The organism is Candidatus Methylacidiphilales bacterium (assembly GCA_028713655.1).
Lineage (GTDB): Bacteria > Verrucomicrobiota > Verrucomicrobiia > Methylacidiphilales > JAAUTS01 > JAQTNW01.
The window spans coordinates 1-20,220 of the sequence record JAQTNW010000054.1 but is presented as its reverse complement, the minus strand read 5'-3'; the positions used below and the strand labels follow the sequence as shown (position 1 = coordinate 20,220).

At 56.1% G+C, this 20,220-nt stretch carries 21 protein-coding genes and 1 tRNA gene; 12 read left to right on the top strand and 10 right to left on the bottom strand.

The features are described from left to right. Positions 1-24: 24 nt before the first annotated feature. Together gatA and gatC are read right to left on the bottom strand one after the other, a co-directional pair. Positions 25-1,467, bottom strand: coding sequence for an Asp-tRNA(Asn)/Glu-tRNA(Gln) amidotransferase subunit GatA (gene gatA / locus PHD76_13790; protein ID MDD5262911.1), 1,443 nt, complete (start codon positions 1,465-1,467; stop codon positions 25-27). Beyond that, on the bottom strand, positions 1,464-1,754 hold the full coding sequence (gatC, locus tag PHD76_13785) for an Asp-tRNA(Asn)/Glu-tRNA(Gln) amidotransferase subunit GatC (GenBank protein ID MDD5262910.1): 291 nt from the start codon (positions 1,752-1,754) through the stop codon (positions 1,464-1,466). Before gatC ends, gatA begins: the two co-directional genes overlap by 4 nt. A gap of 416 nt (positions 1,755-2,170) precedes the next feature. Here gatC and PHD76_13780 point away from each other — a divergent pair, with 416 nt between their 5' ends. The 8 genes from PHD76_13780 (at position 2,171) to lpxA (ending at position 10,186) form a co-directional block, all read left to right on the top strand. Continuing rightward, a complete protein-coding gene (locus PHD76_13780; GenBank protein MDD5262909.1) occupies positions 2,171-2,593 on the top strand; it encodes a hypothetical protein in 423 nt (140 codons plus the stop codon). A gap of 352 nt (positions 2,594-2,945) precedes the next feature. Next, entirely contained in the window at positions 2,946-3,665 is a 720-nt protein-coding gene (gene hisA / locus PHD76_13775) for a 1-(5-phosphoribosyl)-5-[(5-phosphoribosylamino)methylideneamino]imidazole-4-carboxamide isomerase (protein MDD5262908.1), read from the top strand. Next, positions 3,644-5,629, top strand: a complete 1,986-nt coding sequence (locus PHD76_13770; protein ID MDD5262907.1) for a UvrD-helicase domain-containing protein — start codon at positions 3,644-3,646, stop codon at positions 5,627-5,629. Before hisA ends, PHD76_13770 begins: the two co-directional genes overlap by 22 nt. Positions 5,630-5,871: 242 nt before the next feature. Beyond that, positions 5,872-6,969, top strand: a complete 1,098-nt coding sequence (locus tag PHD76_13765) for an ATP-binding protein (protein ID MDD5262906.1) — start codon at positions 5,872-5,874, stop codon at positions 6,967-6,969. Continuing rightward, positions 6,969-7,655 carry a hypothetical protein gene (locus tag PHD76_13760; protein MDD5262905.1) on the top strand — a complete coding sequence of 229 codons (687 nt, stop codon included), beginning with the start codon at positions 6,969-6,971 and terminating at the stop codon, positions 7,653-7,655. Before PHD76_13765 ends, PHD76_13760 begins: the two co-directional genes overlap by 1 nt. 79 nt (positions 7,656-7,734) lie before the next feature. Continuing rightward, complete coding sequence (gene miaA / locus PHD76_13755; protein ID MDD5262904.1) at positions 7,735-8,643, top strand: tRNA (adenosine(37)-N6)-dimethylallyltransferase MiaA; 909 nt, start codon at positions 7,735-7,737, stop codon at positions 8,641-8,643. Positions 8,644-8,664: 21 nt separating this feature from the next. After that, positions 8,665-9,354: a DNA repair protein RadC gene (gene radC, locus PHD76_13750; protein MDD5262903.1), complete on the top strand. Its 690-nt coding sequence runs from the start codon at positions 8,665-8,667 to the stop codon at positions 9,352-9,354. A gap of 37 nt (positions 9,355-9,391) precedes the next feature. Then, positions 9,392-10,186, top strand: a complete 795-nt coding sequence (gene lpxA / locus PHD76_13745) for an acyl-ACP--UDP-N-acetylglucosamine O-acyltransferase (protein ID MDD5262902.1) — start codon at positions 9,392-9,394, stop codon at positions 10,184-10,186. 232 nt (positions 10,187-10,418) lie between these two features. On the opposite strand, the gene PHD76_13740 is transcribed toward lpxA, so the two are convergent. The 6 genes from PHD76_13740 to PHD76_13715 form a co-directional block, all read right to left on the bottom strand. Beyond that, on the bottom strand, positions 10,419-11,039 hold the full coding sequence (locus PHD76_13740; GenBank protein MDD5262901.1) for a lysophospholipid acyltransferase family protein: 621 nt from the start codon (positions 11,037-11,039) through the stop codon (positions 10,419-10,421). Positions 11,040-11,053: 14 nt separating this feature from the next. Then, positions 11,054-11,707, bottom strand: a complete 654-nt coding sequence (gene cmk / locus PHD76_13735; GenBank protein ID MDD5262900.1) for a (d)CMP kinase — start codon at positions 11,705-11,707, stop codon at positions 11,054-11,056. After that, a complete protein-coding gene (aroA, locus tag PHD76_13730; GenBank protein ID MDD5262899.1) occupies positions 11,704-13,128 on the bottom strand; it encodes a 3-phosphoshikimate 1-carboxyvinyltransferase in 1,425 nt (474 codons plus the stop codon). The genes cmk and aroA overlap by 4 nt, the downstream gene beginning before the upstream one ends. Positions 13,129-13,212: 84 nt before the next feature. Then, positions 13,213-14,055, bottom strand: a complete 843-nt coding sequence (locus tag PHD76_13725; GenBank protein ID MDD5262898.1) for a prephenate dehydrogenase/arogenate dehydrogenase family protein — start codon at positions 14,053-14,055, stop codon at positions 13,213-13,215. After that, the gene (gene hisC, locus PHD76_13720; GenBank protein ID MDD5262897.1) at positions 14,048-15,160 is read right to left on the bottom strand and encodes a histidinol-phosphate transaminase; all 1,113 of its coding nucleotides are present in this window, start codon (positions 15,158-15,160) and stop codon (positions 14,048-14,050) included. The genes PHD76_13725 and hisC overlap by 8 nt, the downstream gene beginning before the upstream one ends. Next, complete coding sequence (locus PHD76_13715; protein ID MDD5262896.1) at positions 15,090-15,347, bottom strand: hypothetical protein; 258 nt, start codon at positions 15,345-15,347, stop codon at positions 15,090-15,092. The genes hisC and PHD76_13715 overlap by 71 nt, the downstream gene beginning before the upstream one ends. 72 nt (positions 15,348-15,419) lie before the next feature. On the opposite strand from PHD76_13715, the gene PHD76_13710 reads away from it, so the two are divergent. Together PHD76_13710 and PHD76_13705 are read left to right on the top strand one after the other, a co-directional pair. After that, complete coding sequence (locus PHD76_13710) at positions 15,420-15,647, top strand: hypothetical protein (GenBank protein ID MDD5262895.1); 228 nt, start codon at positions 15,420-15,422, stop codon at positions 15,645-15,647. A 28-nt stretch (positions 15,648-15,675) separates the two neighbouring features. Continuing rightward, a tRNA-Val gene (locus PHD76_13705) sits at positions 15,676-15,747 on the top strand. A gap of 340 nt (positions 15,748-16,087) precedes the next feature. Here PHD76_13705 and PHD76_13700 read toward each other — a convergent pair. Together PHD76_13700 and PHD76_13695 are read right to left on the bottom strand one after the other, a co-directional pair. Then, positions 16,088-18,529: a glycoside hydrolase N-terminal domain-containing protein gene (locus PHD76_13700; protein MDD5262894.1), complete on the bottom strand. Its 2,442-nt coding sequence runs from the start codon at positions 18,527-18,529 to the stop codon at positions 16,088-16,090. 73 nt (positions 18,530-18,602) lie between these two features. Next, a complete protein-coding gene (locus PHD76_13695; protein ID MDD5262893.1) occupies positions 18,603-18,983 on the bottom strand; it encodes a hypothetical protein in 381 nt (126 codons plus the stop codon). 419 nt (positions 18,984-19,402) lie between these two features. Between PHD76_13695 and PHD76_13690 the strand changes: the two genes are divergently transcribed. Both PHD76_13690 and PHD76_13685 read left to right on the top strand, forming a co-directional pair. Beyond that, positions 19,403-20,002 (top strand): LysM peptidoglycan-binding domain-containing protein, encoded by a 600-nt coding sequence (locus PHD76_13690; protein ID MDD5262892.1) that lies wholly within the window; start codon positions 19,403-19,405, stop codon positions 20,000-20,002. A gap of 4 nt (positions 20,003-20,006) precedes the next feature. Next, positions 20,007-20,220: hypothetical protein (locus tag PHD76_13685; GenBank protein MDD5262891.1), on the top strand; the 214-nt coding region annotated here is incomplete at its 3' end.

The window sequence follows — 20,220 nt, the reverse complement described above, 5'->3', positions numbered from 1 at the left end:
TGTTAGGTTTCCAAATCCTTGCGCTTATTCCTGGAATTTAGGCCGGCGCTTGAACCAGTCGTGCGCCTGTTCGTAGGCGTGGGCGGCCTGTAAAAGTTTGACTTCCTCAAAGTGCGGGCCGATCAGTTGCAGTCCGATGGGCAGGTTTTTTCCTGAAAACCCGCAAGGAAGCGAGATCCCGCAGACCTCGGCCAGATTCACGGCAATCGTGAAGATATCAGCCAGATACATTTGAAGAGGATCGCTCTTTTCACCCGCTTTAAAGGCGGGGGTGGGCGATGTGGGCGTCAGGATGAGATCGCACTTTTTGAAGGCCTCGGTGAAATCCCGGCGGAGGAGCTGCCGGACTTTTTGCGCCCGGTTATAATAGGCGTCGTAATAGCCGGAACTCAGGACATAGGTGCCGAGAATGATGCGGCGCTTGACTTCCGATCCAAAGCCCAGGGCGCGGGTTTTGCGATAAACCGAAAGCGGGTCGCTGCCTTCGGGCGAACGCAATCCGTAGCGCACGCCGTCGAAGCGCGCGAGGTTGGCGGAAGCTTCCGCCGTGGCGATGATATAATAGACGGCAATGGCGGCGCGGGTGTGGGGCAGGGAGATTTTTACAATCTCAGCGCCCTGCGATTCAAACCAATCGATGGATTTCCTCACGCTGGCTTCGACTTCCTTGTCCATGCCGTCGATGAAATATTCAGTGGGGATGCCGATCTTGAGTCCTTTGACAGGCTTGCCGAGTCCGGCGGTAAAATCCGGCACCGCGACGGGCCGACTGGTGTTTTCCATCGGGTCCTGGCCGGCAATCACATTCAGGAGCAGGGCGTTGTCCTCGACGGTCTTGGAGAAGGGGCCGATTTGGTCGAGAGAGGAGGCAAAAGCGACGAGGCCATAGCGTGACACCCGGCCATAGGTGGGTTTCATCCCCACGCATCCGCAGAGCGCCGCCGGCTGGCGGATCGAACCGCCGGTGTCGGAACCCAGGGCCGCGATGGCCTCATCTGCCGCGACCACAGCCGCGGAGCCGCCGCTGCTGCCTCCGGGAATGTATTCGGTGTTCCACGGGTTTCGGGTTTCCTGATAGGCGGAATTCTCGGTTGAAGAGCCCATGGCGAACTCGTCCATGTTGGTCCGGCCCAGCAGAATGGCGCCGGCGGCCTTCAGCTTTTGAATGACCGTGGCATCATAGGGTGCGACGTAGTGCTCCAGAATTTTGGAGGCGCAGGTGCAGCGTTCGCCTTTGACATTGATATTGTCCTTGATGGCGATGGGCACGCCGCCGAGCGGCTTTGTGACGTCGGCCTTTTCCGCCTGATTCAGGGCGTCTTCCGCGTTGACCCGCAGGTAGCCCTTTATTTTTGAGTCCCGGGACTCGATGCTTTTGAGCACGGACTGGACGGCTTCCTTCGGGCTCACTTCGCGCGCGGAAAGTTTGGCGCGTAATTGTTTGATTGTTAACGTGTGCAGGCTCATTCGACGATTTTCGGCATGACGAAAAGGTTATTGGCTTTTTTTGGGGCGTTTTGCAGGGCATCGGCGACGGGCAGGGAGGGCTTGACCTCGTCGCTGCGCAGGACATTGGTCGGGAGGTTCGGATCCACGGGCGTGTCCGGAACCGAACTGGCGTCGATTTGCTGCAATTGCTCGACATATTCCAGAATGTTCCCGAGCTGGGTCTGGAAGAGGGCTTCCTCTTCTTTTGTTAATTCCATGCGCGCCAATCCGGCGACGTAGGCCACATTCAAGGTCTGAGACTTCACGCCAAGGGTTTTAACATACGAAGTTTTGGCCACAAGAGTTTTATCACGGCTGATCCTTGCCCGCGAAACACGCGAACAGTGCGAAAAAAAGATTGAAATCCATTTTTGAGAGTTGGAACAAGTTGCCTTCATTCCCCTGAAAAGGGGGAAGACAAGGGGGTTTTGTTGGCCGCAAACTCCGACATTCCCGTGAGATGGGGCGTTACACCCGCGCTACGCCGTCCACTGTGTCGTCCCATTTTAAAAAGGGAAATTTTTGCGCTAAGTCCAGCCAAGGAAAACATTTCTCACGCAAAGACGCGGAGCCGCAGAGGATGAAAATCGGGAACCCAAAAAAGCTTTAAACTTTAAACGGGAGATTTAGAATCCTTTTAGGGCACATAGGATTTATTCGATAAACTCACTGTTAGGTATTTATGCATCGTGACTTTGAAATCATTGACGGTATTTATCTGTCGCAGCCACCATGCCAACTCGACCTGCACAATAACTTCGATTTTCACGACCTCCACTATTCAATTGAAAATCGGACTCTTTCGTTGCATTGGCGTCGCGGCAAAGGCGAATGGGTTTCTTCCGACACACCAGCCTCTGTGTGCGTGGAGTTTCGAGAGGTTAGCGAGTTTCGCTTCCACCCTCGCGATCCAAAACTTCCCTTCACCGAAGATGATTGTGTGAGTACATTTGGATTTTGGACAGACGAGGAGTGGGCGGATGGAATCATCCTTGCCGAGCCCACACAAATTCCTGACCCGAATTGGCTGACAGCCATTAACTTCATGTCGGGTGCGGTTATAGCAGTTCAAGCGGCTTCCGCTCATGCAAGAATCGTTAACTAAGCAGGTGCTGAATTTAATCCAGCCTGCTCGCCACTCCTTTCTTCATTCCAATCCCCACTATCAAGCTTCTCGTTATGTACAAGTACTGGATCGTTGCAGCCCAGGATGGGCCTCGTGATGACGATGAGATGTGTGTTCCCGTCTTGTCGTCAGGATGGTTCCATTGATTTACCGGGAGCGCGGGCATCCTGCCCGCAGTCGTAGGCGTCCCGCCTGCGACATGCTTCTTTTGTTTGCCAGCTCCGACATACGTCGCGAGTGTTCCAGACGCGAACGATGCGACCGGGATGGCCTTGCTGCTGATTAAAATAAGTTTCCAAACCACGCCGCCTCCGCTAAAGATCATGCAGTCATGATTATTCTGCCAGCCATCGATCTCATGGGCGGGGAAGTGGTGCGCCTGGAACAGGGCGATGCCGAACGGAAGACCGTTTACAGCTCGAACCCCGTCTCCTTCGCCCGGCAATGGCACGAAATGGGGGCCGAATATCTCCATCTCGTGGACCTCGACGCAGCTTTCAAAGGCGAACAGGTCAATCTTCCCTTGGTTGCGGCCATCTGTGAATCCATCCCGGTCCCCTGCGAACTGGGCGGCGGACTGCGCGACATGAAGTCGCTGCAAAAATCCTTCGATGCCGGCGTTGCCCGCGCCATTATCGGCAGCAAGGCCTGCGAATCGCTGGATTTTGTAAAAGAGGCCGTGGAGGAATTCGGTGGTGATAGGATTGCCGTGGGAATCGACGCCAAGAACGGCAAGGTCGCCACCCGCGGCTGGGTGAAGGTTTCGGAATGGAACGCCCTGGACTTGGCGAAAGCAGTGGTGGACTTGGGGGTTGGCACCTTGATCTACACCGATATCTCAACCGACGGCATGCTGGCCGGTCCAAATCTTGCGGCTCAAAAGGCCATGCATGCGGCTGTGCCTGTGCAATTGATTGCATCGGGCGGCGTGTCCTCGGCTGAAGACGTCCGCCTGCTGAATGAAATCGAAGGCTTATACGGGGTCATCGTGGGCAAGGCGTTGTATGACCAAAAAGTGGATCTGGCCGAATGTCTATCGATTACTCGTTAAAGCCCCATGTTCCAGCCGGGCCCGCCACGCATCTCGACTACGCCTCGCTGCTGAATGAAGACCAACTCGCGGCGGTCAGCGCGCCGCCGGGGCCGATCCTGGTCATTGCCGGAGCGGGCAGCGGCAAGACGCGCACGCTGACATACCGGGTGGCTTGGCTGGTGGAGCACGGCGTTTCTCCCGAAAACATCCTGCTGTTGACCTTTACCAACAAAGCGGCGAAGGAGATGCTGCGTCGCGTCGAAGATTTGTTGCCGCACGACATGTCGCGCCTTTGGGGCGGCACCTTCCATCATGTCGGACACCGCCTTATCCGCCGCCACGCGGACCGGCTCCAGCTCGACCGCAATTTTTCCATCCTCGACCGCGAAGACGCGAAGGATCTGGTGGCGGCCTGCCTGAGCGATTCGTCCGTCGATCCCAAGGACAAGCGTTTTCCCAAAGCGGAGGTTTTGCAGGACATCTTCAGCCTGGAAGCCAACACCGAATTGCCCGCTGAAAAGCTGTTGGAGACCCACTATCCTTATTTTTCGGAATTCATGGGGCCGATTTTTGAAATCCGGCGCCTCTACAACGCGCGGAAACGGCAGGTGAATGCGGTGGATTATGACGATCTGCTGGTTCTAACCCTGCGCCTCCTGCGGGACCATGCCGATCTCTGCGCGCATTACCAGGAACGGTTCCGGCATATTCTGGTGGATGAATACCAGGACACCAACAAGATCCAGGCAGATCTGGTGGACTTGCTCGGCGCACAGCATCATCAGGTCATGGTGGTGGGGGACGATGCGCAAAGTATTTATTCCTGGCGCGGGGCGAATTTTGAAAACATCATGAGTTTCCCCAACCGCCACCCCGGCACCCAGGTCATCCGGATCGAAACCAATTACCGCAGCAACCCTGAAATCCTGCAACTGGCCAATGTCACGATAGCCCAGAACACCCGGCAATTCCCCAAAGAACTCAGGGCGGTGAAACCCTCCGGCGTGAAGCCCGCGTTGATCTCGCTGGATGACTCGCGGCAGCAGGCCATGTTTGTCGCCCAGCGGGTCCTTGAGTTGCGCGATGAGGGAACGGATTTGGGCGAAATGGCGGTGCTTTACCGTTCTCATTTTCATTCCATGGAATTGCAGATGGAATTCACGCGCCGCAACATTCCCTTCCAGATCACGTCGGGCCTGCGATTTTTCGAGCAGGCGCACATCAAGGACGCGGCGGCGTATCTCAAGTTTGCGATCAATGAGCGGGACGAGGTCTCATTCAAGCGCATCGCCCTGATGCTGCCGGGGATTGGGAATCGCACGGCTCATAAAATGTGGCAGGACCTGGCGGCGGGCGCACTGTGGCAGAAAATCAATGTGCCGTCGAAGGCGGCCAAATTCTGGCAGCAGTGGGGTGAAACGCACCGGCAATTGAAGGAGCGGGAGGGCCTTGACGCGCCCGGACATCTGATCCAAATGGTTTTGGATGCGGTGTATGAGGACTTTCTCAAGTCGCGGTACACCAACTACGCCAACCGGCTCGAGGATTTGCACCAGCTCATCCAGTTTGCCGAAGGATTCAAGGATACTTCCGAATTCCTGGCCCAGCTTTCGCTCATGACCAATCTGGATTCCGAGCCCGCAGCCGGAGCGGTTTTCAATGACAACGAAGCGATCAAGCTCAGTTCCATCCACCAGGCCAAGGGGCTGGAGTGGAAAATTGTGTTTGTGATCATGTTGTGCGACGGCCTGTTTCCGTCCAGCCGCGCGCTGGAGACAAGCGAGGGCGAGGAAGAGGAGCGCCGCCTGTTTTACGTGGCCGTGACCCGGGCGAAGGACGAGCTTTACCTGACCCATCCCCAGATCCGTTCCAACGCCAGTTATGGCGAGACCTGGCAGAAACCCTCCCGCTTCCTCTCCGATTTTCCGCGTGAGCTTTGCAATGTCTGGAACATCAGGACTGAAAATTCCTGGGGGGAGTAATCCCCTCTAGAAAGAGGGGCAGAAAGGTCGCCACGGCGACCGCTTCGGGGTGTGTGAAGTCCCCTCTATGAAGAGGGGCAGAAAGCGCAGCGCTTCGGGGTGTGTCGGTTTTGCGCACTCTAAGAAGAGGAGTGCCGTGTTGCCGGACGGATATTGCGGACTTTTGAGGGTTTGGGCATAAAAGTTGAAAGGGATTTGACTAAAGCTAAACCGCCTTTAACCTTGGGGATACAAAAGCACCAATGATTCAATCTATTGATATTCAAGGATACAGAGGGTTTAGCCACTTTGAAATGAGCGAACTTGGGGTAATTAACCTTCTGGTAGGAGGGAACAATAGCGGCAAAACATCGGTTCTGGAGGCAATTTACCTATTAACCTCCAGAGGAGACCCCGAATCAATCTGGCGGCTACTTTGGAGACGCGGAGAACAGTTGCCAAATGACCGTCAGAGAGACCTGGAACCGGAAATAGATATTTGCCATTTATTTACGGGGCATGATCTGCATGTCGGTTCTAGAATCACTTTGTCGGCAAGAAATCAATCGCCCAAAAGGGTTATAGAATTTGAAATTGCTGAACCCACGCAGAAAGATCGCGATTCCATACGACTCCAAGCACCACCAAACCGCTTCCCACTAGTGATGCACGTTACGGGCACTCAGGTTCCCACTACAATAATTCCTATTACTCGTAAGGGAGGGATATCGTCCGAAACATTTGAGATGCCGCGCAGAATACGTGGCAGGGTTAATGATGATTCTGAACGCGCTCAATTTATTACAACTGAATCCTTAAATGCCAACGAATTGGTAAAGATGTGGGATAAGGTTGCGCTTACTCCAAACGAAGCTTTGGTGATGAAAGCAATTCAATTTCTAGACCCCAATATTGAGCGTATTGCATCTCAATCTACTAGTGATTATTACAGTGTTCCGACTCGTGGGGGATTCAAGATAAAACTAAAAGGTCATGAACAACCTGTCCCGATAGGGAGCATGGGTGATGGAATGTGGCGCATGTTAGCTTTGGCCATAGCCATCTCAAATTCCAAGGGTGGAGTATTACTTGTGGATGAAATTGACACTGGCCTGCATTATACAGTCATGTCGCAAATGTGGAGTTTGTTATATGAGTCCGCTAAAGCATTGAATGTGCAAATATTTGCAACAACACATAGTTCTGATTGTGTGGACAGCCTTGCGAAAATATGCGTTGGCGATCTTGACCCGCAATATCGCGTAACACTGCAAAGGATAGAAGCAGGCAAGAAAAAATCCGTTCCGTATAGTGAAGGTGAAATTAAAATGGCATCTGCACGGAAAATCGAGGTTCGGTAATGGCGAAGTCAGACAACCCCAAAAGACTTATAGTTGAGGGGCAAGACGATTTGTATTCGGTTGTTGGATTGATGCAACATCATATCGATTGGCCATCGGACAGGAACGCGTCTCCAGTTTTTATTGATATTGGGCATTCCGTCGATGAGATTCTAGCACAGGATTACATTACAACATTAATTAAAGATCCGACAATTAGCGCGCTTGGCATTATGTTGGATGCTGATGAGCATGCTGCTTCAAGATATTCGAGTTTTAAGCATCATTGCAGCCGTCTTTTTCCAAAACTTCCAAAGGATTTGCCAACACAAGGTCTGATTATTGACAATGATGATGAGAAACGTATTGGATTATGGGTCATGCCGGACAATGTTTCTAGTGGTGCATTAGAAGTCTTCTTGCAATATTTAGTTCCCGATGCCAGTGCAGCTATTTGGCAACATGCCGTTCAGTCGGCTAGCGATGCAAGAGACAAGGGAGCTCAATATCGAGATTGTCATAGAGATAAGGCAAATCTGTACACATGGCTAGCTTGGCAAGACGAGCCTGGACAGTCACCGGGTAGGGCTTTAACCAGAAAAATTCTGGACCCAAGCTCTCCTAATGCTGCTTTATTCATCAAATGGTTTATGGAACTATATTCTTTGCAACCATCTCTGCCACTGCATCGAATGCAGACACCTTAAATCTTTATACGTGCCGATCCATAAATATCTCGACTCTCTGTGAGTCAATTGATTTCTAGCCCTATTAGAGGGATTTTTGATGCCCCCTTTCTTAATTACCGGCCCTACGGCCTCGGGCAAATCCGCGCTGGCGCTGGAATTGGCGCAGTGCTGGGGGGCGGCGATTTGTTCGGTCGATGCGTTCCAGATTTATCGCAGCATGGATATTGGCACCGGAAAAGCCCCGGCGGCGGAGCGCGCCCAGGTCCCGCATCATCTTTTGGATATCGCAGAGCCTGCAAGCCCTTTTAGTGTGGCGGATTATTTAAAGGCCGCGAAAAAAGTTGTAAAGGATGTGGGCGACCGGCAGCCGCTGCTTTGGGTCGGAGGAACCGGTTTGTTCGTCCGCGCGCTGCGCGAGGGGCTGTCGCCCGCGCCCGAGTCGGACCCCGAACAAGTCAAAGAGTTGTCAACCTGGCCGCTCGAACGGCTTCAGACCGAGATCCGGAAGTTGGACCCCGTATGGTGTGAGCATGCCGATTTGAAAAATCCCCGGCGCATCATTCGCGCGCTGGCGGTCGTGTTGCATACGGGTCGCCCGCTTTCTGAATGGCAGCAGGAAAAGAAACCTGCGTTGCTCCCGTATGTCGGCGGCATTTTTCTTCAGCCCGAGCGGGAATTGAATCTGAGGCAGATTGCGGAGCGGGTGTGCAAGATGTGGGATTCCGGCTGGCCGGAGGAGGTGAAGACGCTCTTGCAGATTCCAGGCTGGCGGGAGTCGCAGTCGGCCAAGGCCATTGGTTATCTCGAAATTGCAGAACATCTGTCGGGCGGGATTGGGCGGGAGGAATGCCTGGAGAAAATCATCCTCCACACCGGCCAATATGCTAAACGCCAGATGACCTGGTTTCGCGCGGAAAAGAACCTGAAACCCATTCCCTATAAAAGTCTTGAGGAATTAACAAATCTGTCGCGGAAAATGAAGGATGCTCCCGCTAGTTTTTTATGAAAACAAGCGGAGAACCTTCTTATGTCACAGATCAAGGAAATGCCCAACGACGAACGTCCGAGGGAACGGCTTTGGAAAAAGGGAGCAGAATCGCTCCGGACCGCGGAGCTCCTGGCCATATTGCTTCGCACCGGCATGAGGGGGAGGTCGGCCCTGGATATCGCCGACGAACTTTTGCGAAAATACACGGACCTGACCCAGCTCTGCCGGGCGGAGGCGGTCGAGTTGTCGCGGGTCAAGGGGCTGGGTCTGGCCAAGGCGGTTCAGTTGAAGGCGTCGTTTGAACTGGCCGGGCGGCTGGCCAAATGCCAGGCCTCGGACATTCCGGTGGAGACGCCCTCGGACGTCCAACAATTGCTGGGCGAAGAATTGCGCCAGTTGCCCTACGAATCCATGCGGGTGCTGGCGCTCAACACACGGCTCAAGTTGATGGCAATGGAGGAGGTCAGCGCCGGGACGGTAAACGAAACAGTGGCCCATCCGCGCGACATCCTGAAGGTGGGCATTGTCCGGCAGGCGTACGGGATCATGATTGTACATAATCATCCCTCGGGCGACCCTTCGCCCAGCAACGCCGATCTGGACTTTACGGTGCGTTTGCGCGAAGCTGCACGTCTTATGCAGATTGAGTTGGTGGACCATATTATACTGGGGGTTGCAGGTTGCAGCCGACCCGCTTATTACAGTTTCAAGGAAGCCGGATACCTGTGAATCCTTTCAAATTTAACCCGTTGGATTTCAGATTCGCATGATTCATCCGCGCGCCATTGTTCATCCCAAGGCAAAAATCGCCGAGGGCGCCGTGATCGGTCCCGACGTACTCATCGACGAGCATGTGGAGATCGGAGAAAAATGCGAGATCCGGGCCCGTGCGGTCATCACCGGCTGGACGAAGATCGGGTCGGGGAACCAGATCGGCTACGGGGCCGTTATTGGAGCCGAACCGCAGGATCTGTCCTTCAATAATGTCAAAACCCATGTTCGGATCGGGGACAACAATGTGATCCGGGAATACGCCACGATCCACCGCGGGACGAAGGAAGGCACTTCGACGGTTGTGGGCGACAACTGTTATCTGATGGCCGGGTCGCATCTGGCGCACAACTGTGTCCTCGGCAATCATGTTATTCTTGTAAATAATGTCTTGTTAGGCGGTTATGTGGAAGTGCGGGATTACGCGTTCCTGGGAGGAGCGGTTGTGGTGCATCAGTTTGTGCGGATCGGCGAGTATGTCATGGTGCGGGGCCAGACCCGGATCGGGCTGGACGTGCCGCCGTATTGCATGGCGGTGGCGACGAACACCGTTTGCGGTTTGAACCGGGTGGGTTTAAAGCGCCGGGGCTTCGATCCGACCCGACGCCGACAGATTTGGCACGCGTACGAGATTTATTTTAATTCGGGCAAAAATCGGAAGCAGGCTCTGGAAGCCATTGCCGCGGAGCCTGGCCTGCAAACACCGGATGTCGAACTGTTCAGAAAGTTCATCGAAGACACCAAGCGCGGCATCTGCGGGGCCGTGACCGCGGCCGAAGTGGGGGAGTAGGGGAGCGGAATTCAGAATGCGGAATTCAGTGTTAAGAAAGCAGAACCACGGATGGACGCGGATGGGCAAAACAGGTCTCGCGTCCGCCAATGGATGGATTCGTCCGGAGTACGAATAAAGACGCCAAGGCGCAAAGGTTTTACTGCATAACAGGAGCAGATAGGAACTTGACGGGGTTTCGGGATCGACCCATTGGGGCGGCCATTACAGGGCTTGGACTGCAAAAAATATCTCAGCAGGGCAGGGTTTCGGGGCGGAGTTTTGCGATCTCGGCCATTATTTTATTGCTAATGGCTTGGTAGTCTTTTCGTTTGACCTCATCCGAACCGCTGAAATCCAGCGGTGGGCCGAACACGACCTCGATCGGGCGCCAGAGCTTGATCTTTCCGTCGCGAGGCCAGGCTTCGCGCGCTCCGAAAATCCGCGTGGGCACCACCGGCACGCCCGCTTTGGCAACAAGCAAGCCGACGCCGGGCAGGCCTTCCTGCAGTTGTCCATCATAGCTCCGGGAACCTTCGGGAAAAAGCACCACGGGATCGCCGCTTTTCAGCACCCCGATCATATTTTTCAGGCCCGTCATGTCGGGCTTGTCCTGGTCCACCGGCATGGCTTTGAGCGTCGGCAGAAGCTTGTCCATGATCGGCGGAGCAAACAGGGTTTTGCGGGCGAGATAATGGGTTTCGCGGGGGATGCCGCAGCCCACCGCAGGCGGGTCATAAAAACTGACGTGGTTCGAGGCAATCACATAGCCGCCCCCGGCCGGCAGATTTCGCATGCCCGTGTGGCGGAGGTCGTGAAAAATCCTGAAATACGCCCAGCAAAAATTTCGGATCGAGTGGTACCAGAAGAACATGAGTTTGCGATTTGTCAGGGTTTGGCGGCCTCGAGGCCTTTGCTGGCGCAGGAGAGCAGGATTTTCTCCACGATTTTATCCGCCGAATCATGGGTGGCATCGACTTTTTCGGCATCGGCCGCCTTGATGAGCGGCGCCACCATCCGGTTGCGGTCCAGGTTGTCCCGCTGGGTCACGGTGTCGCTCTGGCCTTGTTGCTCCCTCCGTTGCGCCCGTATTTCCGGATCGGCATCCAGAAAGAACTTGTAGGGCGTGTCGGTGAACACAACAGTTCCGATGTCCCGCCCTTCCATCACAAGCGGGGCCTGGTTGCGCAGAATGCGCTGGGCGATGACCAGCTTTTCGCGCAGCTCGGGGATGGAGGCGATTTTTGAAACCGCGGTGTTCACGCGCTCGCCACGGATAAAGGGGGCCGGGTCGGTTCCATTCAAGAGCATGAGCACGGCGCCATTTTGAAGAGACAGTTTGAGCGGATGCTCTTCGATCAACTGGCTCACGGCCGGGCGGGAGCCGGGATCAATCTTTTTCTCGAGGGCCAGCCAGGCATAGGCGCGGTACATGGCTCCGGTATCGACATAAACATAATTCAAACGTCCAGCCAGCTTGCGGGCCACGGTGCTTTTGCCGGAGGCTGCAGGGCCATCGATGGCGATTACGGGATTCATCATGATTTTTTTTGCCCGCCTCTGGGTGGGCCGACTTTTGTGTCACCCACGGGGACTGTTTCCGTTTGCTTTTTCGAGGCGGCGCGTTTCATCAGCCTGCTCAGGCCGAGTTTGAAGCGGAATTTGCTCGAGACATCTCCGGACAAAACATGCGAGAGGTCCTTTTCAAAGCCGGGGTAGGAGGTTTTGATGCAGTCGGTGTCGCAGATGAGGCTGTTGCCTTCCGCGAACAATCCCAGGATTGCGAAGGCCATGGCAATCCGGTGGTCGCCCATGCTTTCCACTCGGGCGCCGTGGATGGGGGCGCCGCCCTGGATGATGAGCCCGTCGGGCTGTTCTTCAACGGGCACGCCGAACGCGCGCAGGTTGGATGCGAGGGCCGCAAGCCGGTCGGTTTCCTTGACCCGCAATTCCTTTGCATCGCGGATGACGGTGGTTCCCTTTGCAAGTGCGCCCGCCACCGCGATAATCGGCAATTCGTCGATGAGGTTTGGGATTTCCTCGCCGCCGATGGTGGCGCCTTTCAAGGTCGTGCCTTCCTCGATGCGGAGGGTGCCGTAGGGCTCGAAATCATTGCTTTCCACATGTTCCTTGATTTCGGCGCCCATGCGCAGGAGCACATTGATCAACGCGGTGCGTGTCGGGTTCAGTCCGACCCGCGGCAGGATGAGGTGTGCTCCGGGCATCGCGGCGGCCGCCACCAACCAGAAGGCGGCTGAAGAGAAATCGCCGGGCACATGGACATCGCGGGCCTCCAGCCTGACGCCGCCGTACAATTTTATTTCCCTGTCGCCAGGCATGATGCTGGCGCCAAAATGCTGCAGCATGCGTTCGGTGTGGTCGCGGCAAACGGAGGGTTGTTCCACGATGGTGCGGCCCCTGGCCTGCAGGGCCGCCAGAAGGATGCAGGACTTTAACTGCGCGCTGGCCACCGGCATTTGATACGTCATCGACTTTAATTTTCCGCCCCGGATCTCGAGCGGCGGGCGCTGGTTCTGCCCTTCGCAAACCACGCGGGCACCCATCAATTCCAGTGGGTCGGCAACGCGTTTCATGGGACGGCGGCTGAGCGATTCGTCGCCAAAAAGCCGTGTGGTAAAAGGCTGGCCTGCCAGCAGTCCGGCCAGCAGCCGGATGGTGGTGCCCGAGTTGCCGCAATCGATGGGCTCTACGGGTTCCCTGAATTTGCCGTTGTTTCCATGCACCAGAAAGGTGGTGGGGTCGATCGTTTCAATTTCCACGCCGAGCGCCTGCATGGCGGCGAGGCTGCAGAGGCAGTCATCGCTTGGGAGAAAGCCGGTGATGCGCGTGGCGCCGTCGGCAAACCCGCTGAGCATCACCGAACGATGGGAGATGCTCTTGTCCCCGGGGACCTGGATCTCGGCGTCCATGCGCCGGACGGGATGGATTTTAAGGTTTGCCATAGTGGGTGTGTATTTAACCTGCTTGTCTTACGCTCGTCATGAAAATTCTTCCCTTGGTTTTCAGAAGCGGATGAAGCATCCGGGTTAGGGGAGGGAACGTCTTTTTTGGCAGGCGGATGTCAGCAGATCCAGCAATTCCGGGCACCGGCCGCTTTCCATTTTGGAGAGGGCTTTTTGCGCTTCTTCCAGGAATTGTTTCATTGCCTCGGCCACGGCGGGGTGGTTGGCCTGAAAAATTTCGACCCACATGTCCGGCGGACCCGCCGCCACGCGGCTGGTGTCGCGGAATCCGGGACCCGCCACCTGCAGGCTTTCCTGAGAAACGGAATGGACCAGCAAGGCGGCAACCAGATGTGGCAGGTGGCTGATCTGGGCCACATAGGTGTCATGCAGGCTTGGGCTGAGTGTGACGACGCTGCAACCGAGCAATTCCCAAAAACGCCGCAGCTTTGCCGCTGCGGCGGGGTCTGCCGTCTCATCCGGCGTGATAATGGTCCGGGCGCCCTGGAACAAATCCGCGCGCGCCGCTTCCAGCCCCGACTGCTCGCTTCCGGCCATGGGGTGGCTGCCGATCCAGTGGCATTTTTTGGCCAGCAGAGGGGCCAGCGCGAGATGCACCGGGCCTTTGACGCTGCCCACATCCGTGACCAGGGCCGAAGGCTTCAACGCCGGCAGAAAATTCCGGGTTGTTTCTTCCATTGCCTGGATAGGTGTGCAAAGGATGATGAGATCGCTGTCCGCAACGGCTTCCGATAAATTTCCGGTGACCGTATCCGCCAGGCGCTGTTTCAGAACCTGGCTCCGCGTTTCCTCGCGCCGGGCCCACACGTTCAAGCGGATTTCAGGCGCGTGTTTCCGCAGGGCCTGCAGGATGGAGCCGCCCAGCAGGCCGGGGGCGATGATTGAGATGGTTTTAAAATCAGGCATGGACGGGGGCGTTTGCCAGCACCTGCCGGAGTTCGCGTTCAAATTTTTCCATTTCAGACTCTGTCCCGATGGACACCCGGATCCAGGCGGGCAGGCCGTAACTTTTCATCGAACGGACAATCACGCCGCGCTTGAGCAGGGATTGGAACACGGCATGGCCGTCGCCGACCTCGATAAGGACGAAGTTGGCAAAAGAAGGTTCGTAGCGAAGCCCTGATTCGCGGGCAAAGTTTTCCAAGCGCCGACGCCCGGCAAAGATCAGGGCCTTGGTTTTTTTCTCGTGATCGGTGTCGCGAAGCGCGGCCAGTGCGCCCGCCTGGGCCATGCCGTTGATGTTGAACGGCTGGCGGCAGCGCTGCAGCACTTCGGTGATTTCTGGAGTGGAAATCCCATAGCCGATGCGCAGTCCCGCAAGACCCTGGATTTTTGAAAAGGTGCGCAACACGACAAGATTCAGGCCTTCCCGAACCCAATCCAACGTCGGTGGCGGGTTGTCGAGAAACTCGTAATACGCCTCATCGAGCACCGCAACAGTCGTTTTGGGCAATGAGCGCAGAAAATTTTCCAGATCCTTGTCCGGGATCCGTGTCCCAGTGGGGTTGTTCGGATTGGCGAGAAACACCAGCCGCGTATCCGGGCGGATGGCCTTGCGGATGGCGTCGAGGTCATGGTGCAAATTGAGGTCCGGAGCTTCGATGAATTCGACGCCGAACAGCTCCGCCATGAGTTTGTACACGGCAAAAGCGTAACGGCTGGCCACTGCGCTGGTTTCATTGCGCCGGGTGAAGGCGTGATAGACAAACTCGATGATTTCATTGGAGCCGTTGCCCAGGATGATCTGGGAACGGTCGATGCCCAGACGTTCGGCAATGGCGTTGCGGAGGTGGAAGGAGCCGCCGTCAGGATAAATGTGCATTTTGCCCGCGGCCTGGAGCATGGCTTCCCGAGCCTTGGGGGAGGGGCCGAGGGGGTTTTCGTTCGAGGCCAGTTTGATGATGTCGGACGGGTTGAGACCGAGTTCACGGGCCACATCGTCAATGGGCTTCCCGGGCTCGTAGGGCACGAGGCTTTTGAGGTTGCTGTTGGCTAATTCCCAGATTGGCATAAAGGAATGAAAATAGCGGTTGGGGGGCAATTTTGTCGATTTGAATTCTGCGCGGCTCCGTCACAACATCTTTGCTGTTGCCTTGGCGGCCTTCCTCAAACAGTTGGGTGAGATATTGCCAATAGGAAGCCTTTTCGAGAGTTTCTCCAACCACTGTTGCGGGTAAAAACCGGCGCATTTCCTTCATGAAGTTGCTTCTCATTTCAGGCTTTTTCTTAAGGTCCGCCACTCGTCCCCGCAGCAGGGAAACAATGACATCATGAAAAAGGAAATCTTTAACGAACTTCAAAAAAAGCATGGAACAGGCGCTGGCCCATTCCGAAGGCAAGATCACATTGCGAACCAAGCAGGTACCAGTTCCCAAAAGGGTCACGGATATTCCTCCCAGGGAAATTCTCAAACTTCGGAAGCGACTTGGAACCAGTCAGGCGGTTTTCAGAAGCGCATGAAACACACATCGCATTTTTTATTGTTTTCACTTGCTTGATCCGGTGTAGCTTAACTTGAGTTCATCAGCGCGCTTAGCTCAGTGGTAGAGCATCTCGTTTACACCGAGAGGGTCGGGGGTTCGAAACCCTCAGCGCGCACTCTTCCGGTATTTCTAGGATTTAAAATACGTTTTGTATCCGAGTATCGCGCTATAGACGAGTGCGATTATTGAGCATGCAATAGTCAACCCTACCCAGATGCGCTGCTTGGTGCGTGATCGCAATTTCATAATACATCCCCGGCCTGGCTGGCCGCCCTTATGCGGGGATTATCTAAACGTATGTGCCGGAAAAAGTCGATCCCAAAACTTTAGATGTCCCGGTCGGAGTGCCCAGCGGGCGGCTTGTAGTTTGCGGATGAAATCAGCGGCTCGCGGGTGGTTTCAATACCCGTTTGAAGAAGCCCGGACGGTTTTTTGCCTTTTGTTTGTCGTTGGGGTCAGGGTGCCTTGGTAAGTCGAATGAGGTCGCCGACATTTGTCGCGATGCTAATTTGCTCTCCGGCTGCGTCCCATGTTTCTTCACCCCGTTGGCAGCGGACTTTACCAGGCCAAGGATTCAACAACACCAGATCCCCGCCCGTTTCGCTGAGGACTTCGACCCAGGTTACAGTGCCGCCTCCACACCCGGCGCTCACGAGAAATGCTCCGGCGGCGCGGAGTGTGCGAAATTCGGCGTCACGCTCCTTCGGCCAGTTGGGAAACAGGCGCAGCACACCCGAATAGCTCTGCATGAGGCATTCATTGATGACGGCGGGTAGCGAGAAATTCTCGAACCAGATGCCCATGCGGGCCATAAAGTCGAAGTCCCCGTCGTCGCGGTAGCGGCCGCCCATCTGTCGGCACATGTCGGTGCAGGTGCCGTTGGGCAGGAGACAGTAGCGGACGTGGCGTTTGAACCGTTCGAGATCGAGGCAGCCCAGGCGCGCGGCCTGGAGGTTGAGGAAGACCAGGTCGTTGCCGCCCTCATTACGATGTCGGCGCAGGGAATTGCGGCAGATGGCGAGCATATCGGGCGGGGAGTGAAGTCCGTGGTCCTCGCCGGGAAAGACAGTCATGAGTGTGTTGGGTGTATTCTGGACAATTTCAGGATCTTCACCTCTGACGTTGACAAAGACTGTTCCGGACGCGCTTTTGGCTGTGGGATAGTCCGGCAGCCGGGGAAGGAGTTTTCCGACCCGCGCGAGCAGTTCCTGCTCTGGAGCCCCGATTCCCAGGACGCCGCACGCCTTGATATAAGCACGGAAAACGAAGCGGATAAGCGTCAGGTCCACGATGCAATCCGCATTCTTTTCGAGGCCCGGCGTGAGTTCGTAGATCTCCGGCACCACGGTCGGGAAGACGTGGAAGTGGTCGTCGTTCCACTGCGGACCATGGGCGTCCGGGCGCGAGAGATAATCGCAGAGGAACAGGACTGCTTCGCGGATGGGACCGATGGCACGGTCGCGAAGGAAGCCGGCATCCATCGTGTAGAGATAATGCCACCAAAGGCTTTGGACCGCCCATGGCGTCTCGCAAATTTCCCAGCCCCAGGTGGGGACGGGATAGGGCGGGATCGACATTTTCACCGGATAGGCACTGTGCGGAAAGCAGGCGCCACCAAGTTGGTAATAGTCGCGGGCCCATGCCCGGCTGACGGGCAGCATGTGATCCACGAGGTCCACATAAGGCAGGTGAAGCTCGACATGATTGGAAGAGAACGTCGCCCAGAACGCCTGTTGAGTGTTGTAGTTCAGATGATAGTCACCATGCCAGGCGCTGCCGATATTGCCATAGGACCAGTTGGCGAAATCTCCCGGGCAGGTGACCCCGGGACGGAGCGAGCAGGCCAGGAAATAGAGGTTGCGATACCAGATCGCCTCGAGCTCGGCATCGGCCAAAGCGACGCCCGAGCGCCTCCAGTACGCGCGCCATTCGGCGGCAATCCGTTCGGCGGCGGCGGCGGTCGTGGCGTGAGTGATATCGAGCACCTCCGCACCGTTCGGCACGCCCGTGGCGGGCCCGTGATCGAGTTGGACACAGGCGAAAAACAAATCCGTGTCGGTGAGATCCCGTTCGAGCGCATCGGGTCCCTGGTAGTTGCCAAACCAATTCATCCGGTTGCGGGAGGTCAGCCGGCTGTTGACCGTCACGTTGAGGCGGATCGCCCGGTCATCGGGATGGCCGGTCTTTGGGTCGTAAACCTCCGGCTCGGCGGCGGGCAGGATTTGGCGGAAGCAGAATGAGCGTTGTGCCTCGTCCATGCACTCGCTGTAAGGCGGCATGTCGTCCGTGGGCCCCGGCCCCGGAGCGGGTTGACCCAAGCCGCCTGCGCTGGGATGGGACGGAAGCAGCCGCACCCGCAGGAAAGGCGAAGAGGCCGGCGCTCCTGTGGCGTCGAAAACCCCAACCCGGAGCCGGTCGGCTTCGTGCTCGACGAAGATCCTCGCGAACCGCCTCTCCCCGCGCCAGAGCAGTTCCACGGTGCAAACGCCCGTCGCCAAATCAAGTCGGTGGCCGAGTGTTTCGGTCTCGCGCGAGTCGAACCCAAGAACCAGCGAGCCGCAGGGAAACGGACGCGGATACGGCTTGCGGTAGCTCGCCGAGGCCATGTGGCAGTATTCGCGAAACCAGGGATCGTCTCCGAGTTTGGACAACGCCGGATTGATGGCGCGCACGCGCGCAAACACCTGCGCGAATGTGCCGAGCTTTTCGAGAGTCGCCTCCGCAATGCGGATGTCCCAGACGCTGTTGTGCCCGAAGTGGATCACGATGGCGTCGGGGCGCGTGCAGACAACGGCGCCCATGCCTCCGTTTCCCAACAGGGCGCCCGAGAAGAAATTAACCGCCGGTCCGTCGTGGAGGATCGGATGCAGTGCGGCCTGTTCAAAGGGGTCAAACATTCAATTGTCCTGCCAGTATTTTACCCTAAGAGCCTGGATGTTGGGTTGCCCTGTCGATGGTGTGTCGGCTTGTTTACTTTTTGGGCAGATAGGCGTAACAGCCGCGGCCGGATTTTTTCAGGCCGGGGACATTCTCGCCTGTCGTGTAAAACCAGGTGAAGAGGCGCGGGGAGGTGGTTTTCAATTTTTTGGCGAGCACTTTCACGGGCAGGCCTTTTTTGCCGGCGCTTTTGAGCAGGGCCAGAACCTGCTTTTTGAGTGCGCCCCGTTTGGCGCGGGGGCCCTTCGATTTGGGCCGGGCCGGGCTTTTCGCCGCAAGCGCGGAAACCTTGCCGCTGGAAAGTTTTCCCAGCCGGGATTCAACTGCGGCCAGTTGGGTTTCGAGTTTTTCCTTTTTCTTGAGCAATTTGATGAGCAGAACGGCCTGGCCGCTGCTGAGTTCTGATAATTTCATGGTATATAGATGAAAGCTTTCTGGTGGAATTAAAGCTTATTTTTCATTTGTGTGCGGGTGAATGCCTATTTCATGTGTACAAATTGCATTCCCGCCCTGGTTTGGCATATGGGCTTGCCGGGACAGGAATTGGACGTCGATGTTATATCAAGTGATTGTTGTTGGTTAGTCGAATGTCTGAGCTGCGATTCTTCCTGAAGGAATGCACTACTGGGCCTTTTGACCACGAGGCCTTCGGGGAGATCACATCGAGTCCGCTCAAGGCCGGGTGGCGTGATCCTCCACGCTTGCACCCGCATTGGAAATGTGCTGCCCAAGAGCGGGTTGAAAGCATCGGTGAAACGGGGCGTGTACCTGTCCCCAAATCAGGGATGTGAAAGGCTTGCACAGAAAGGCTTCGGAGGGTAACTGTTGGTGATATGTCGTTATTGCCGGGGCGTTTGCAGTGCCGGACCTTGGGATTGTTTTTGATCCCAATGGCGGGATTGTTGTGCCCACTTTCGCCGGCGAGGGCGCAGGAGGATCCGGCTGCGGCCCAGGACGCCCTCATCGAGCGGCAAAAGGTCATGAAAGCGGCGGACCAGATCGATTTGATTGTGCAGCAGAACGCCCAGTTGCAGCAGGACCTGGCCCAGATGAAAGAACGGGTGAAAAAACTGGAGACTGACAACGCCGAGTTGAAACGATTGCTGGACGAACAGTCGAAAGCCCAGGCCATGGAGAAGGAAGCACTTTTAAAGGAAGTCTCAAAAATTGTGGCCACAGGTTCCAAAGAAACAAAGTCGGTGAAGGAAACCAAAACGACCGCGCCCGAATCCGGCGCCAAAGGCGGAAACTCCGCCGCGGCGGAGCAGGGATACGAGTACACGGTGCTGGCGGGCCAGAGCCTTTGGGCGATTTCCAAAGCCTATCAGGATAAAGGCGTCAATGTGAGTGTGGAAGACATCCGCAAGGCCAATAATCTGGCTCCGAACCAGCCCTTGAAGACGGGGCAGAAACTTTTTATCCCAAAGAAATAACATTATGAACGAAACCACCCAAGTCCGGCTGCGCAAACCCAACGACGAGGAAATCTACGGTCCGATGAGCATGTTTGAATTGAAACATCTGGCGGACACGGCCTACATCTCTCCGGAGGATGAAATTGCCTTCGAGGCCGGCGACTGGATGCTGGCGTTGGAGTGCGAGGACCTGGCGATGATTTGGACCATTCAATCGGAGGACGGCACTTCGTACG